We start from the raw sequence: 14,933 nt of genomic DNA, 5'->3' as shown, positions 1-14,933 counted from the left end.
ATGAAACAGTTGTTTCATAAGCATATCTTCTTACCCTTAAAACGATAGACCATGCAACACCACAGCACTGACTCCCCCTATATTATCGAGTTCTCACCCGCTTTAGCTGGTAATGGTTCTTCCTTAAAGCAATTTCGCGTGGCGGTAAAAGACTTATTTGATATTGCAAGTTACCCCACCACAGCAGGTAATCCTGATTGGGCTAACACCCACCCTATTCCACACTTTACGTCACCGGTAGTGAGTGCTTTGCAAAATGCAGGTGCTAGCATTGTAGGGAAAACCATCACCGATGAACTGGCCTACAGTTTAAATGGTCAAAATATACATTTTGGCACGCCACTTAATCCCCGGAACGCCGAGCGCTTACCTGGTGGTTCAAGTAGTGGTTCGGCTATTGCTGTCGCTCAAGGCAGTGCAGATATTGGTTTAGGTACGGATACAGGCGGCTCAATCCGTGTCCCCGCTAGTTATAATGGTTTGTATGGATTGCGTCCCAGTCATGGCGTTGTGTCAACGGAGCATCTAGTGGGATTAGCGCCTAGCTTCGATACAGTGGGTTGGATGACACGGGATATTCATACCCTAAACGCAGTAGCTAAGGTGCTACTAGCAGACTTACCGGCAGTTTCCATTAACAAACCCATTAAAGTGGCTTATTCCGCGAGCATTAACGCACAGAGTAGTCAACATGCAGAACTTGCGCAGTTACTTGTAACCTTACAGAAGCTCGAAAAAATAGACGTGCTTGACCTTTCATCCATATTAACTCCTGCTGATTTACAGCAAGGCGCTGAAGCGTTTAGGATCTTACAGGGTGCTGAAATTTGGTCAACTCACGGGGAATGGATAACAACGTGCCAACCCACATTCGCCCCTGATATAGCCAGTCGATTTGCATGGTGCAGTACCATAACTCCAGCACAGCAGTTGGAGGCTTTAAAAATCCAGCAACAATTTAATCTCAAGATAAAGCCTTTATTTGAACAAGCAGACTGCTTATTAATACCGACTACACCGGGCAGCGCCCCCTTGCTAACCATGAATGACGATGAACTTGCGCATTACCGCAATACGTTATTGTCGATGACCTGTATAGCAGGGCTTGGAGGCTTACCACAATTACAACTTCCCCTAAGTGGAAAAAATGACGCGCCCGTGGGCGTGTCGCTTATCGGCGCAAAATACCACGACCAATTTTTAATCGATTTTGCACACACAGTATTGGAATCAATAATATGAATAATAAATCCGTTGCCTTTACTGCCCCGCACTATGCAGCAAGCCAAGTTGGGCAGAAAATTTTGGAACAAGGAGGCACCGCTGTTGAAGCCATGGTCGCTGCCGCCGCTTCGATTGCCGTGGTTTACCCTCACATGAATAGTATGGGGGGTGATGGATTTTGGCTAATCAGTGAGCCAGGTAAAGACCCTATTGGCATTGATGCCAGCGGTACAGCTGCCAAAGGGGCTACCTTTGATTTTTATAAAGGCCATACGGCCATACCGGCCCGTGGCGGACTAGCAGCCTTAAGCATGGCAGGAGCAGTCGCTGGCTGGCATAAAGCCTTAGAATTAAGTCAAGATTGGCAAACCGCAATTCCCTTAGCCGAATTACTTGCACCCGCTATTGGCCAGGCGCAATGGGGCGTAGAAGTCACTCAGAGTTTACAAGATGCCAGTGAAAAAACCTTTGAGGCCCTATCGGAATTTGAGCACTTTAATCAATTTTTAATTAAAGGGAAATCTCTTAAAAAAGGCAAAATAGTTAAGTTACCGTTAATTGCCAACACCCTCAGCCGTTTGGCAGAAAACGGACTCATGGATTTTTACCATGGTGAAATCGCTAAGGATCTCGCACAAGACTTAGCCGATGCAGGTTCGCCAATTGAACTCAGTGATTTTAAAGATTATGCGGTAAAGCAAGTCGAACCATTAACGGTTAGTACCTCGGTGGCCAAGCTCTTTAATTTACCTGCACCGACACAAGGTATTGCATCACTGCTGATATTAGCCTTATTTGACAAGGTCAAAGATCAGGCAAAAAGTGACAGCGACTTTGTCCACTTATTAATTGAGTGCACTAAACAGGCCTTTATCATCAGAAATCAGTATTTGACCGATGCTTCGCGCCTCGCTCGTCCGCTCGAAGCTTTCTTAACGGAAGATGAACTCAACAAAGCCATCACTAACATCAGCTTAGACAAGGCGTTAAATTGGCCACATGAAGCCAAACAGGGTGACACGATTTGGATGGGTGCATGTGATGAGCAAGGACGCATGGTCAGTTATATTCAAAGCATTTACTGGGAGTTTGGTAGCGGCATTGTTTCACCCAAAACGGGGATTGTATGGAATAACCGCGGAACCTCTTTTAGTCTAGATCCCCAACATCTCAATGCCTTAGCACCAGGTTTAAAGCCCTTTCATACCTTAAACCCTGCTTTTGCAGAGTGTCTTGATGGTCGCCGAATGGTCTACGGCACCATGGGCGGAGAAGGACAACCGCAAACTCAAGCCGCTTTATTTGCTCGCTACATGTATCAAAATAAACCACTGAGTCATGCTATTTCAGAAGCCCGCTGGTTATTGGGCCGCACATGGGGCGATAACAGCCACAACCTGAAAGTCGAAGAAGACTTACCAGCTAAGATTATTGAGCAACTTATCGACAGAGGCCATGATGTCGCTATTGTTGCCCCTTGCAATGAACTTATGGGGCACGCGGGTGCCATTGTACTAGGGCCCAATTTACTCACCGCAGCCACCGATCCTCGTAGTGACGGCAAAGCCTTCGCCCCTCTGATATAAATAGGAATAAAGATGAATTTTTTGTTAGAAAATCTCCCAACCGTACTTGCTTTAGCGACCACAGGTGTCTTTGCTGGCCTTTTAGCAGGTTTGTTGGGTGTGGGCGGCGGTATCGTTATCGTGCCCGTGTTGTATTTTTTGTTTCAGCGCTTTGGTGTATCGCCACAAAGTGCCATGCTTATCGCTACCGCCACGTCTTTAGCCACCATCATTCCCACCTCAATCAGTTCGATTAAAGCCCATATGGCCAAAGGCAATGTAGACTTTGACTTATTAAAAGCTTGGGGCCTATTTATTCTGTTAGGGGTGCTCGTTGGCAGTAGCGTGGTCACCTTTATCGGTGGGCAGTGGTTAAGTTCATTGTTTGGCATTGTAGCCAGTTTATCAGCCTTGAATATGTTGTTTCGTACCGGTAAGTCAGCCATTGTTGAGCAATTACCTGGCAAGGCTGGCCAGAGTATTATGGCCTCTTGTATCGGTTTTTTTAGCTCCATGGTAGGTATTGGTGGCGGCACTTTGTCTGTACCCATTTTAACGGCCTGTAATTACCCAGCTCACAAAGCAGTGGGCACTGCAGCAGCCATTGGCTTAATTATCTCCCTTCCTGCAGCGCTTACCATGTTGATACTGGGTCAAACTCCTGTTGATGCGCCTGTCGGTACTTATGGCTTAGTCAATCTTGTTGGCTTTATTTGCATCGTACCGCTTACCGTTCTCTTTGCGCCATTAGGCGCCAAGTTAGCGTCGATTATGGATGCAAACCTGCTTAAAAAAATATTTGCCGTGGTGTTACTTATCACTGGCGCCCGTATGTTAATCCAGTCTTTTATTTAGGAGCCTCGTCATGAATCGACTTAATCCCCCTCCCCGTTTGTTAATGGGCCCTGGCCCGATCAATTGTTATCCCCGTGTATTAAGTGCCATGTCGACCCAGTTAATCGGTCAATACGATCCAGTGATGACGGGTTATATGAATGAAGTGATGGGTCTTTATCGTCAGGTATTTAAAACAGAAAATCAGGCGACCTTACTGATAGACGGCACATCGCGAGCAGGCATTGAAGCGGTATTGGTGTCATGTATTGAGCCAGGCGACAAAGTTTTAGTGCCAATTTTCGGCCGTTTTGGGCATCTGTTAAAAGAAATCGCCGAGCGAGCTGGTGCAGAAGTACACTGCATTGAAATTGAGTGGGGCCAAGTATTTTTACCCGAGCAAATTGAAGATGCCATCAAAAAAGTGAAACCAAAGTTATTGGCTATTGTGCAAGGTGACACCTCTACCACGATGCTACAGCCGCTAGAACATCTGGGGGAAATCTGTCAACGATATGGTGTTTTGTTTTATTCTGACGCCACTGCATCTATCGGCGGTAACCCTTTTGAAACAGACAAGTGGCAGTTAGATGCAGTGTCGGTAGGTTTGCAAAAATGCTTAGGTGGTCCAAGTGGCAGTGCTCCTATCACGTTGAGCGAACGGTTTGTAGACCTTGTGCGTCAGCGTAAGCACATTGAAGCAGGAATCAGAGCCGATCATCATGAAGCAGGCTCAGGTAGCCGTATTCGCTCAAACTACTTTGATTTATCTATGATCCTTGATTATTGGGGCCCGGAACGCCTTAATCACCATACTGAAGCCACAACCATGCTTTACTGTGCCCGTGAGTGTGCATTTAACTTACTTGAAGAAGGCATTGAGAACTCAATCAATAGGCATAAGGTTCACGGCGACGCTATGTTAGCGGGTGTCAAAGGCTTAAACCTTCAACCTTTTGGAGATTTAAAACATAAAATGCACAACGTAGTGGGTGTCTATATTCCACCCGGTATCCACGGCGACGAGCTAAGAATGCAGCTACTTAATGATTTTAATATTGAAATCGGCACCAGTTTTGGTCCTCTGCACGGTAAAATTTGGCGTATTGGCACCATGGGCTATAACGCACGAAAAGACACGGTATTGCACACTCTACAGTCAATGGAAACATTACTTAGACGGGCGGGTCATACCATGACGGCTGGTCAATGTGTAGACAATGCGTTGGCCGTTTATGCAGCGAGCAATCTATGAATGATTTAAGCGCTTACGCCGCTTTAACTTATCAACGGTGTGATGAGTTGGCCGAACTTAGTCAAGATCCAACGTGCATGGACAGGCGTTACCTAAGCAAAGAACATCAATTAGCCAATCATCAGGTCGCGAAGTGGATGGAACAAGCTGGAATGAGAGTTTGGCAAGATGCGGCAGGTAATCAGTGGGGCGAATTAAAATCTGCCTCACCACATGCCCCAACCTTAGTGATTGGCAGTCATTTAGACACGGTGCCTAACGGCGGCAAATACGATGGAATACTCGGTGTATTATTACCTTTAAGTGTATTGCAGTATTTATACGATACTCAGCAAAGCCTACCCTTTACTCTGCAAATTGTAGGCTTTGGTGATGAAGAAGGGACGCGGTTTGGCGCGACACTGTTAGGCAGCCACGCTATTGCTGGAACATGGCAAGAAGACTGGGCTGATTTAACCGACAGTGACGGTATATCGCTCAGTCAGGCGATGCAAGACTTTGGTCTTGATATCAGTCGTGTAAATGAAAGCATACGTCACGATATCAATGCCTTTTTAGAAGTGCATATTGAGCAAGGTCCTGTATTAGAAGCACAGGATCTTGCGGTCGGTATCGTCAATGCCATTGCCGGAGCTCGTCGCTTCAAATGTGTGGTGACGGGTATGGCAGGTCATGCCGGCACCGTGCCAATGACTATGCGTCAAGATGCCCTAGCCGGTGCAGCTGAGATGATCCTGGCCATCGAGCGTAGTGCAAAAGATTTCGATGTGGTCGCCACCGTCGGCAAATTAAGCTGCTTATCGGGAGCGACTAATGTGATTTCAGGGAAAACTGAATTTTCAATTGATATACGCAGCGAAAACGATCAACAACGTGATGATGCCTTTAGTGACATTGCAAGCCAGTTGAGTGATATTGCAACACGTCGTCAGTTGCAACTCACTGTAGTACAAACTCACTCTGCCAGTGCCGTCCAGTGCGACGCACAATTACAATCTACCTTAGCAAAAGCGATTTCAGACACGCACATAGTGCCTTATACACTGACCTCTGGAGCGGGGCATGACACTATGGCCATGGCTAAAATATGTCCCGTAGGCATGTTATTTATGCGCTGTGATAAAGGTATTAGTCATCACCCCGCAGAAGCGATTGAAATTTCTGATATCGAAAAAACCATGCAGGTTTTATTGCACTTTTTTACTGAATATGAACATTCTTTTCATCAAAAAACGGTGAAATGTCATGATTTGAACACAAATTGAGCAATAAGGGAGCTGCTTTACGTTTTCGCTCAAAACTATTTAATGAAAGGTTTCTACCTAGCATGCTAATCTAGGGTAAATTACTGGGCGTGTTTACCCTGATTTTTATTTTCACGTTATAAATTAATGATATAGGAGATAAAATTTAGTTGGCCATAAATGGCGAAATCATCAAATTGCAATAAAATGATAGCTATAGTCCGTTATTTGTTGTGATGCTCTTTAGTCGTAAAGCGAGCAAGTAAAACCAAATAAAATGTTTGACTAACAATTTCCTCAGATTTTGAGGGCTTAAATTAACACAGCAACGATCTAAATGAGGATGCTATTTTGTTAGAATTGTTAAGCGCGGAACGAACCAAACCCCATATTTTGTTGGTAGATGACCAAAGTTCGTCGATGGTTCAACTCAATGAGATATTCAAGCATGACTACGAAGTCTTTATGACTACTGATGAAGGCTGCGCCCTTGAGTTATGTAAAAAAGTGTTGCCCGATGTCATTTTGTTAGATGTGATGATGCCTAGCATTAATGGTTACGAACTATGTGAGCAAATTAAAGCAACACCGGGATTACATCATATTCCAATCATTTTTATCACGGCCTCAGAAGATGCCCTAGGCGAAGTGCAAGGTTTTACCTCCGGTGGTGTCGACTATGTGCATAAACCAATCGATAGTAAAATTGCGTTAGCACGGGTCAAAAACCAAATAGAACTCAAACGTCAATCAGACAAGTTACGCTCGTTGGCTATGGTAGATGGTTTAACTGGTATTGGTAACCGTCTTCTACTAGAAGAGCGTTTTGTGGAAAATTGGCTCTCAAGTATTCGCATTCAAAAGCCTATTTCTTTATTAATGGTGGATATTGATAACTTCAAAAAGTTTAACGATCACTATGGCCATGTTAATGGTGATGAGTGTATTAAACGGGTGGCCAATGCCATTAAAACAAGCTTAGAGCGTCCTCTTGATTTAGTGGCTCGTTATGGTGGTGAAGAGTTTTTATGTATTTTGCCTAATACTGAATTAGAAGGAGCCATCAACGTCGCGCGTTGTATATTGCAAAATGTACAACAATTAAACATCCCCCATCACCTGTCTAATGCAGCCCCCGTCGTGACAGTCAGTATTGGCGCCGCTAGCTGTTTGCCACAAATTCACGACGATCATCAACATTTATTAGAAAAAGCTGATCAGCATCTTTATAAAGCCAAGTCATCCGGTAAAAACACGGTCTGTGCTACATAAGAACACGCAGTTTTACTGATAAAGGTAAAATTGCGTGTAATACATATCATCTTTTACCAGTGGACCACTAATTTACCGGTGTTGAGATTATTCTCCATGCGGGCATGAGCGGTATTGATTTCATCCACTGAATAACAGAACTCTATATTAGGCTTAATGAGTTGCTTACTCAATGTATCGCCAAACTGCTTGGCAAACTCAGCCACTAAATGGGCTTTATAGTCACCTGTCCGACTCCTTAACGTTGAGCCTTTTAAGGTAACTCGTTTACCAAGCAATTGGGCCATATCAATTTTTTCTGCATAGCGCCCGCCCAACATGGCTAACTGGATAATGCAAGCATCCTGATTGGCAACAGACAAATTACGGTTAACATAGTCAGCGCCAATAAAATCGATAATTAAATCTCGTTTATCATGGGCCTTTAGTGCTTCAACAAAGTCTTGTTGTTTGTAGTTGATCAGTAAAGCCGCCCCGTTGCTTTGACACACGTGTAATTTTTCGCTGCTAGAGGCGGTTACTGCAATATGGCAGTCCCATTGTTTAGCCAACTGAGTGGCCGCCAAGCCGACGCCACTGGCCCCTGCGTGGATCAACACCCTGCTCTTTTTTGCTAAATTGTATTCAACAAACATGCTTTGGTAGGCAGTTAAAAAACATTCTGCGACCCCTGCAGCTTCATCATCTGTTAACGAGCTTGGCGTTGCTAATAAATGCTGCACATCCACCGCCACATACTCTGCATAAGCACCGCCCGCCACTAAACCATACACTCTGTCGCCGATTTTAAACGATGAAGAAGTCATGAGTTCAGCCGGCATTTCGACAATCTCACCAGCCATCTCTAAACCCAGGATGGGGCTTTCACCTACAGGTGGTGGGTATTGGCCCTTTTTTTGCAAAATATCCGCACGATTAATACCAAACGCCGCGACTTTTACTAGTACTTGACCTGTTTCCAACTCAGGCACTGAGGTTTCATTAATAAATAACGTATTCGTCTCGTCTGCACTGTTAAAATCAATAAAACGCATTTAATTACCTTATTGTGTGTAGCTTGCTGTAAACCTTAGGTACAATTTACGAAAATTTAAGAGTGCTCTACTTTATGTCTTCTAGTGTTATTTTGCAGCCCGAAAGGGAAAAATCTTTATTGCGTCGCCATCCTTGGATATTTACCCGGGCCATCGACAAACAAGTCGGTCGTTTAAATTCCGGTGATACGGTTGATGTGTTTAGTTCAGAGGGTGCTTGGTTGGGCCGCGGTGCGTGGTCACCAGAATCACAAATTCAAATTCGTATTTGGACCTTCGAACAAAAAGAAGTGATTGATAATGGTTTTTTCCAACGTCGTATTGCCCGAGCTCAGGCGGGACGTGAGGATATTATCGCCCGTCATGGTCTGACTGGCTATCGCCTTATTGCAGCCGAATCTGACGGTCTACCCGGTGTCACTATCGATCGCTACAACCATGTCTTTGTATGCCAGCTTTTATCTGCGGGAGCAGAAAAGCACCGCGACAAAATCGTCTGGGCCCTATTAAAAGAGTTTCCTGATGCGGTTATTTACGAACGCAGTGATGTATCTGTGCGTAAAAAAGAAGGGTTGCCAGAGTTAATGCAGGTATTGCACGGCGAGGTTCCTGACGAAGTAATCATCGAAGAAAACGGTATCAAAATTATCGTCAACGTAAAACAAGGGCACAAAACTGGATTTTATCTCGACCAACGAGATAACCGTGCGATTGCCGCTAAATACGCACGCAACAAAAAGGTCCTTAACTGTTTTTGTTACACTGGCACTTTTGGCAGTTATGCTCTCGCCTCAGGCGCAGAGCATGTGACCAATTTAGACGTCTCTGACCTAGCCCTAGAAACAGCTAAGCGCAACGTTGAAGTAAACGGTCTTGACACGGCAAAGTGTGATTTTATTAACGCCGATGTATTTCAAGCCCTTCGTGACTACAAACAAGAGGGCCGAAAGTTTGAACAAATCATCCTCGACCCACCCAAGTTTATAGAGTCTAAAAATTCTTTAGTCAGAGGCTGTCGAGGGTATAAAGATATTAATATGTTAGCCATGCAAATTATGGAGCCCGGTGGCATATTATGTACTTTTAGCTGTTCTGGCTTATTGTCATTTGAACTATTTCAAAAAGTAGTCGCAGATGCGGCCTTAGACGCAGGAAGAGAAGTGCAATTTATTGAGCGCTTAGGACAAGCTGCTGACCACCCCGTAGGTTCTGCCTATCCAGAAGGATTTTATTTAAAAGGATTGGTATGCCGAGTCATTTGAGGCCTTAATACTTAAGACCTCAACCTTAGGTGTTGAGCTTATTTCATCTCGATAATTTCAACACCTATAACACAAGAATTTTCACCGTTGGCTTCACACCGTACCACTCTGGCACTGGCAGACAAAGAAGGGATCTGACTGCTGGTAGAGGCTATATGTACATTAACAAAAGTTCCTATTTCTAAAGAACTTTCGTCCAATTCAAACGACATCCCTGTAGCACTAATATCTTTACACACTGTTTGTAGGGACCGCGTTGACTCATCATCACTTACCACTATTTCACATGGCGAGTTAATCATCATCCGAAAAAAATTGCGCTTATCGTCATAACCTAACATCAGATACCTCTTCCTGTTTTATTATTGCACCCCCTGTTTATAGGGTGAGTGTAAAATAAAGTCAACGACTTAAATTAGATACTTGCCAGCTGATTTGCGATACGTTTTGTTGAAATAGGCACATTCGTTCCTAATTGCTGCGCAAAAAACGAAATTCGCAACTCTTCAATTAGCCATCTCACTTCTGCTAACTCTGCGGGTATCTCTTTTCCTAAAGGGATTTGTTGACATTTTTTTACGTACTCAGCCTGTACTTTCTCGATATTAAGTTGATGAAGTTTATCTTTTATCGGATCGATAGGCAGTTTTTCAAACCGGCGCTTTATGCCCTCGATATAACGCTGCCAATCCACTAGCTTATCTACGCCAATGACACTGACAAATTGAGGAAAAACCAAAGAGTCCAAATGTTGCTTAATATCGCTGTGAGCATGGATCATAGTTAAAGGTACATTGCCCTTCATTTTTTTATTGATACCGTGAGCGGTAGTCAAACCTACCTCAACCTTGTTGGCGATAGCTAAAACCAATTCATTAATGTCTTGGCGGACATAGTCACAACACGCTAAAAATTCATTTTTACTGCGTATGTCAGTTGCGTTCTTTTGGCTAAAATCGCCGATAAGTTTATCAACACCGGCATTAATACAGTCGTCAATTAAGGTTTGAATTTGTCCAAATGGATTAAAATACAAACCCAACTTAGCTTTATTGGGTAGCTTTTCTTGCAAGTACTTAATGGGTGATGGAATAGCGAGTACCACCAGTTGACGTAATCCTGTTTTATGGGACGATTTAGCGAGATGAGCTTGTTCAAACAGTTTAATTCCAACAGTTTTACCTTCGTTAACTAAAGCGGGATAAGCTTTAATTTCATAACCGGCACTCTTGCTGATATATTCTTTGGGTAAAACATCAAAAGCCCACTCACTGAGTCCTTTTTGCTCTAAATCAGGGGTTGCGACTTTTTGTAAGCTCTGCTTAACCTGACCTTGTAAGCTGTGTTGCAATTCGTGCAAATCCCGTCCTTGGCGCAGCAACTTACCTTGCTCATCTAGTACCTTAAAATTAAAGCGCAAATGTTTGGGTAAACTCGCCACTTGCCACTCTTCATCACTAACTTCAATACCTGTCATTCTCTTTAATTTTAAAGATAATGCCTCTAAAAACGGAACAAACTGCCCCTTTTTATCAATAGGGCTTAAATCAGCCAAACAAGCATCAGCGTAATTTGGAGCTGGCACAAAATTTCGTCTTAATCGCTTAGGTAAGCCCTTAATCAGCGCCACAATTAACTCATGGCGTAATCCAGGAATTAACCAATCAAAGCCTTTATTTTCTAGTTGATTCAATAGCGCCAGCGGCACTATTAAACTAACGCCATCATCAATGTCTGTTGGCTCAAAATGATATTGCAGGACTAATCGTAAGTTGTCTTGGCGATAAGTTTCTGGAAAAGAGTGGGCATCAATATGCGAGGCATCTTTTTTAATTAAGGCTTCAGGATCAAAATTTAAAAACGCAGGCGCCACTAGACTCTGTTTTTGCCACCATTTTTTAAAACTCGCATCACTGCATACATGTTCGGGAAGTCTTTCAGCATAAAAATCAATTAAAGTGTCTTCGTCAACTAATAAATCACGGCGGCGGCTTTTTTCTTCTAAGGCTTCAATGTCAGTAACGATTTTTTGATTGTGTTGTAAAAAAGCAAAGGTTAACTTGGTATCTAGATTTACTAAGGCTTCACGAATGAAAATCTCTCTGCTGATCACCGGATCAATGGTGCTATAGGTGCGTCGTCTTTGCGCTACAAGAACTAAACCAAATAAGGTGACTTTTTCAAATGCCTGCACTACGCCTTGTTTTTTTGACCAATGAGGCTCTGAATATTCTGTTTTACTTAAATGTGAGGCTAAAGGCTCAATCCATTCAGGTTCAATTTTAGCGGCCACTCGGCCAAATAAACTCGAGGTTTCAACGAGCTCCGCCACCATCGTCCACTTAGGTTGCGTTTTTGACAGACCAGAGCCCGGAAAAATCATAAAGCGAGTGTTTCTAGCGCCCAAATATTCGCGCTCTTTGTCTTTAAAGCCAAGATGAGACAATAAACCGGATGCCAACGCTTGGTGAATAGCCTGATAATCTGCCTCAGTATGGCTAATACCAAAACCCAATTCAGCGACGGACTTTTTCAGTTGGCTAACGATGTCTTGCCATTCACGCATACGCAAATAGTTAATGAAGTGTTTTTTACACCATGTACGCAGCTGATTCGCACTCAAGTCTTTTTGCTGTTGCTTAAAATCCTGCCATAACAACAAAAACCCGACAAAATCAGACTCTTTACTGCGATAATCGCTGTGCATCTCGTCAGCCGCTTGACGTTTATCTTGTGGGCGCTCTCGGGGGTCTTGAATACTTAAGCCCGCAGCAATAATCAGTACCTCTGATACACAATTTAACCGCGCCGCTTCTACCACCATACGCGCATACCGAGGATCCACGGGTAAACGTGCGAGTTGTTTACCAATAGCAGTGAGTTCTAAGCGACTGTGTTTAGAGGCTACTGCACCTAATTCTTCAAGTAATTGAAAGCCATCATTAATGTTGCGGGACTCTGGGGCCTCGACAAAAGGAAAATCATCAATTTTACCTAAACCCAGCGACATCATTTGTAAAATTACCGAGGCTAGATTAGTGCGCAGTATCTCCGGATCAGTAAAGTCTGCCCGAGCAGTGTAGTCATCTTCACTGTATAAGCGAATACAAATACCATCAGACACACGACCACATCGCCCTGCCCTTTGATTAGCCGATGCTTGTGAAATAGCTTCGATAGGTAAGCGCTGCACTTTACTGCGCGCGCTGTAACGGGATATACGGGCAAAACCCGGATCTATGACATACTTAATACCCGGAACAGTCAATGATGTTTCAGCCACGTTAGTGGCCAGTACAATGCGACGGCCAGAATGGGATTGAAATACTTTATTCTGTTCGCTCACACTTAAACGTGCATACAGCGGAACCACTTCTGTATGGCGAAATTGCTCTTTATTTAAGGCATCAGCAGTGTCGCGAATTTCACGCTCACCGCTTAAAAAAACCAATATATCGCCGGGCTTTTCAGTCGAAAGCTCGTTAACCGCATCAATAATTCCTTGGGTTTGATCATTATCTTGACTGTCTAATGGACGATAACGCATTTCTACCGGAAAGGTACGGCCACTCACTTGAATAACGGGGGCATCGTCAAAGTGTTTCGAAAAACGCAGAGGATCAATAGTAGCAGAAGTAATAATAAGCTTTAAATCAGGTCGCTTAGGTAGCAGTTGTTTGAAGTAGCCCAAAATAAAATCGATGTTTAGGCTACGCTCGTGTGCCTCGTCGATAATGATGGTGTCATATTGATTTAAAAACCTGTCTTGTTGAATTTCAGCCAACAAAATACCGTCAGTCATCAGTTTGATATAGCTGGTTTCACTGACGTTGTCTGAAAAACGGATTTTAAAACCGACGTGCTGGCCTAATTCACTCTGTAACTCTTGGGCAATACGCTGTGCCACCGTGCGGGCGGCAAGTCGTCTTGGTTGGGTATGGCCGATTAAACCATGTATACCACGACCCAATTCCATGCATATTTTCGGAATTTGCGTGGTTTTACCCGACCCTGTTTCACCCGCCACAATGACCACTTGATGAGCAGAAATCGCTTCAGCAATTTCTTGCTTTTTTTCGCTGACGGGTAAATCGGGATAATCAATATTGGGTCGATTCAGCTGTTTACGCTGCACTACCGATAGTGATTGATCAATATCAAGCAACACGCTTTGCAGTTTTTCACTGGTTTTTTCGTAGTCAGCCTTGTCTAGGCGTTTTACTCGTTGCCGAAATTTAAAACGGTCTTTCGATAAACACTGATTAATCTGTGCATATATAAGCTTTGAAGTAATAGCAGGTGATATGTTTGCGCGGTCAGACAATGGAGCTTCTCTTAGTTAACGACAATGTCGATCGTAAAAGAAGCGCCTATAAATTACCAGCGATTAAACCGCGTTTTTGTAACCATCACGTAAATGTAAATCAATGGCATTAAGCAGGGCTGAACGGTTGATTGTACCCAATAAAAAGCCATCATCGTCCACTATGGGATACACTTTCGGTTTTTCAGTTAACATACGTTGGGCTAATTCAATAACTGACAAATAGGGCTTAACCGCAATCACTTCAACTCGCATCACATCCTTTACATGGGCCACCTGTTCTCGATAATAACTTGACTCAAGCATCTGAACTAAACAGTCTTGCTCAGATAAAAAACCGATTACTTTATTTTGCCCATCAATAACAGGGCCGCCTGTCTGACGACTCTGCAGCAGTTTTTCAACCGCTTCTGCTACGGTCATTTCGCTATTAAAAGTGACAGGACGAAGATTCATGTGATCACTGACATTTAAAGATTCCATTGATACCACCTATTTTTATGGGTAAATTTAACACTCTGGTGTTAAGGTAAGTCTGGTCGCAAAATTTTATACTTCACTCCAAGATTTTGTAAACATGGCTTTTGTTACAAATCGGGGATAAGTCAACTATAGCTCAGGAATGAAAATGTCTAGATTGTTATGCTCCATCACTCTGTCTGTAGTCTGTTACTTTTTAAGTGCAGAGCTCAAAAGTGAAGCTCAAGAAAACCAAAGTTTCAAGGACATTACATATACAGAGAGCTTGGTGGATGAACGTCTGTTTGAGTTTTTATCGAGTGGTTTAAGTCAGGTAGACGTAAAGCAAGTAAGAATCGATTTACTGGATTTACAAGCGAACATTGCTAACTATGAAAAACAAGAACAAGCGTTTTATTGGTATAATCTGGCTATTAGTGCAAGACATGCCAGTTTATCT

The 14,933-nt window shown here is 43.4% G+C and carries 12 protein-coding genes; 8 read left to right on the top strand and 4 right to left on the bottom strand.

Annotated features, from left to right (window positions below; genetic code table 11):
- The first annotated feature begins 51 nt into the window (after positions 1-51).
- The 6 genes from NWQ57_RS03000 (at position 52) to NWQ57_RS02975 (ending at position 7,394) form a co-directional block, all read left to right on the top strand.
- The gene (locus tag NWQ57_RS03000; protein WP_306020539.1) at positions 52-1,242 is read left to right on the top strand and encodes an amidase; all 1,191 of its coding nucleotides are present in this window, start codon (positions 52-54) and stop codon (positions 1,240-1,242) included.
- Positions 1,239-2,810, top strand: a complete 1,572-nt coding sequence (locus NWQ57_RS02995) for a gamma-glutamyltransferase family protein (protein WP_306020538.1) — start codon at positions 1,239-1,241, stop codon at positions 2,808-2,810. Before NWQ57_RS03000 ends, NWQ57_RS02995 begins: the two co-directional genes overlap by 4 nt.
- A 12-nt stretch (positions 2,811-2,822) precedes the next feature.
- Positions 2,823-3,644, top strand: coding sequence for a sulfite exporter TauE/SafE family protein (locus tag NWQ57_RS02990; protein WP_306020537.1), 822 nt, complete (start codon positions 2,823-2,825; stop codon positions 3,642-3,644).
- A 10-nt stretch (positions 3,645-3,654) separates the two neighbouring features.
- The gene (locus tag NWQ57_RS02985; RefSeq protein WP_306020536.1) at positions 3,655-4,878 is read left to right on the top strand and encodes an alanine--glyoxylate aminotransferase family protein; all 1,224 of its coding nucleotides are present in this window, start codon (positions 3,655-3,657) and stop codon (positions 4,876-4,878) included.
- The gene (locus tag NWQ57_RS02980) at positions 4,875-6,143 is read left to right on the top strand and encodes an allantoate amidohydrolase (RefSeq protein WP_306020535.1); all 1,269 of its coding nucleotides are present in this window, start codon (positions 4,875-4,877) and stop codon (positions 6,141-6,143) included. The genes NWQ57_RS02985 and NWQ57_RS02980 overlap by 4 nt, the downstream gene beginning before the upstream one ends.
- A 330-nt stretch (positions 6,144-6,473) precedes the next feature.
- Positions 6,474-7,394 (top strand): diguanylate cyclase, encoded by a 921-nt coding sequence (locus tag NWQ57_RS02975; RefSeq protein ID WP_306020534.1) that lies wholly within the window; start codon positions 6,474-6,476, stop codon positions 7,392-7,394.
- A 53-nt stretch (positions 7,395-7,447) separates the two neighbouring features.
- On the opposite strand, the gene NWQ57_RS02970 is transcribed toward NWQ57_RS02975, so the two are convergent.
- On the bottom strand, positions 7,448-8,428 hold the full coding sequence (locus NWQ57_RS02970) for an NAD(P)H-quinone oxidoreductase (protein ID WP_306020533.1): 981 nt from the start codon (positions 8,426-8,428) through the stop codon (positions 7,448-7,450).
- Positions 8,429-8,502: 74 nt separating this feature from the next.
- On the opposite strand from NWQ57_RS02970, the gene NWQ57_RS02965 reads away from it, so the two are divergent.
- Positions 8,503-9,690 carry a class I SAM-dependent rRNA methyltransferase gene (locus tag NWQ57_RS02965; protein ID WP_306020532.1) on the top strand — a complete coding sequence of 396 codons (1,188 nt, stop codon included), beginning with the start codon at positions 8,503-8,505 and terminating at the stop codon, positions 9,688-9,690.
- A gap of 38 nt (positions 9,691-9,728) precedes the next feature.
- On the opposite strand, the gene NWQ57_RS02960 is transcribed toward NWQ57_RS02965, so the two are convergent.
- From NWQ57_RS02960 to NWQ57_RS02950, 3 genes are all read right to left on the bottom strand, one after another.
- On the bottom strand, positions 9,729-10,031 hold the full coding sequence (locus NWQ57_RS02960; RefSeq protein WP_306020531.1) for a PilZ domain-containing protein: 303 nt from the start codon (positions 10,029-10,031) through the stop codon (positions 9,729-9,731).
- Positions 10,032-10,105: 74 nt separating this feature from the next.
- Positions 10,106-13,996: an ATP-dependent RNA helicase HrpA gene (gene hrpA, locus NWQ57_RS02955; RefSeq protein WP_372340879.1), complete on the bottom strand. Its 3,891-nt coding sequence runs from the start codon at positions 13,994-13,996 to the stop codon at positions 10,106-10,108.
- Positions 13,997-14,077: 81 nt separating this feature from the next.
- Positions 14,078-14,497 (bottom strand): CBS domain-containing protein, encoded by a 420-nt coding sequence (locus NWQ57_RS02950; protein ID WP_306020528.1) that lies wholly within the window; start codon positions 14,495-14,497, stop codon positions 14,078-14,080.
- Between the two features lie 145 nt (positions 14,498-14,642).
- Here NWQ57_RS02950 and NWQ57_RS02945 point away from each other — a divergent pair.
- Positions 14,643-14,933, top strand: a 291-nt coding sequence (locus tag NWQ57_RS02945; protein ID WP_306020527.1) for a hypothetical protein, incomplete at its 3' end; no start/stop codon positions are given.

This window comes from Paraglaciecola sp. (assembly GCF_030730205.1).
GTDB lineage: Bacteria > Pseudomonadota > Gammaproteobacteria > Enterobacterales > Alteromonadaceae > Paraglaciecola.
The sequence above is the reverse complement of the archived record's forward strand: the minus strand, read 5'-3'. Positions and strand labels throughout refer to the sequence as shown.

Bases quoted from the DNA above. Each gene is read 5' to 3' on its own strand.
- NWQ57_RS02965 (WP_306020532.1), top strand. From the start codon at position 8,503: ATGTCTTCTAGTGTTATTTTGCAGCCCGAAAGGGAAAAATCTTTATTG.
- NWQ57_RS02990 (WP_306020537.1), top strand. From the start codon at position 2,823: ATGAATTTTTTGTTAGAAAATCTCCCAACCGTACTTGCTTTAGCGACC.
- NWQ57_RS02995 (WP_306020538.1), top strand. From the start codon at position 1,239: ATGAATAATAAATCCGTTGCCTTTACTGCCCCGCACTATGCAGCAAGC.
- NWQ57_RS02980 (WP_306020535.1), top strand. From the start codon at position 4,875: ATGAATGATTTAAGCGCTTACGCCGCTTTAACTTATCAACGGTGTGAT.
- NWQ57_RS03000 (WP_306020539.1), top strand. From the start codon at position 52: ATGCAACACCACAGCACTGACTCCCCCTATATTATCGAGTTCTCACCC.
- NWQ57_RS02960 (WP_306020531.1), bottom strand. From the start codon at position 10,031: ATGTTAGGTTATGACGATAAGCGCAATTTTTTTCGGATGATGATTAAC.
- NWQ57_RS02950 (WP_306020528.1), bottom strand. From the start codon at position 14,497: ATGGAATCTTTAAATGTCAGTGATCACATGAATCTTCGTCCTGTCACT.
- NWQ57_RS02985 (WP_306020536.1), top strand. From the start codon at position 3,655: ATGAATCGACTTAATCCCCCTCCCCGTTTGTTAATGGGCCCTGGCCCG.
- NWQ57_RS02970 (WP_306020533.1), bottom strand. From the start codon at position 8,428: ATGCGTTTTATTGATTTTAACAGTGCAGACGAGACGAATACGTTATTT.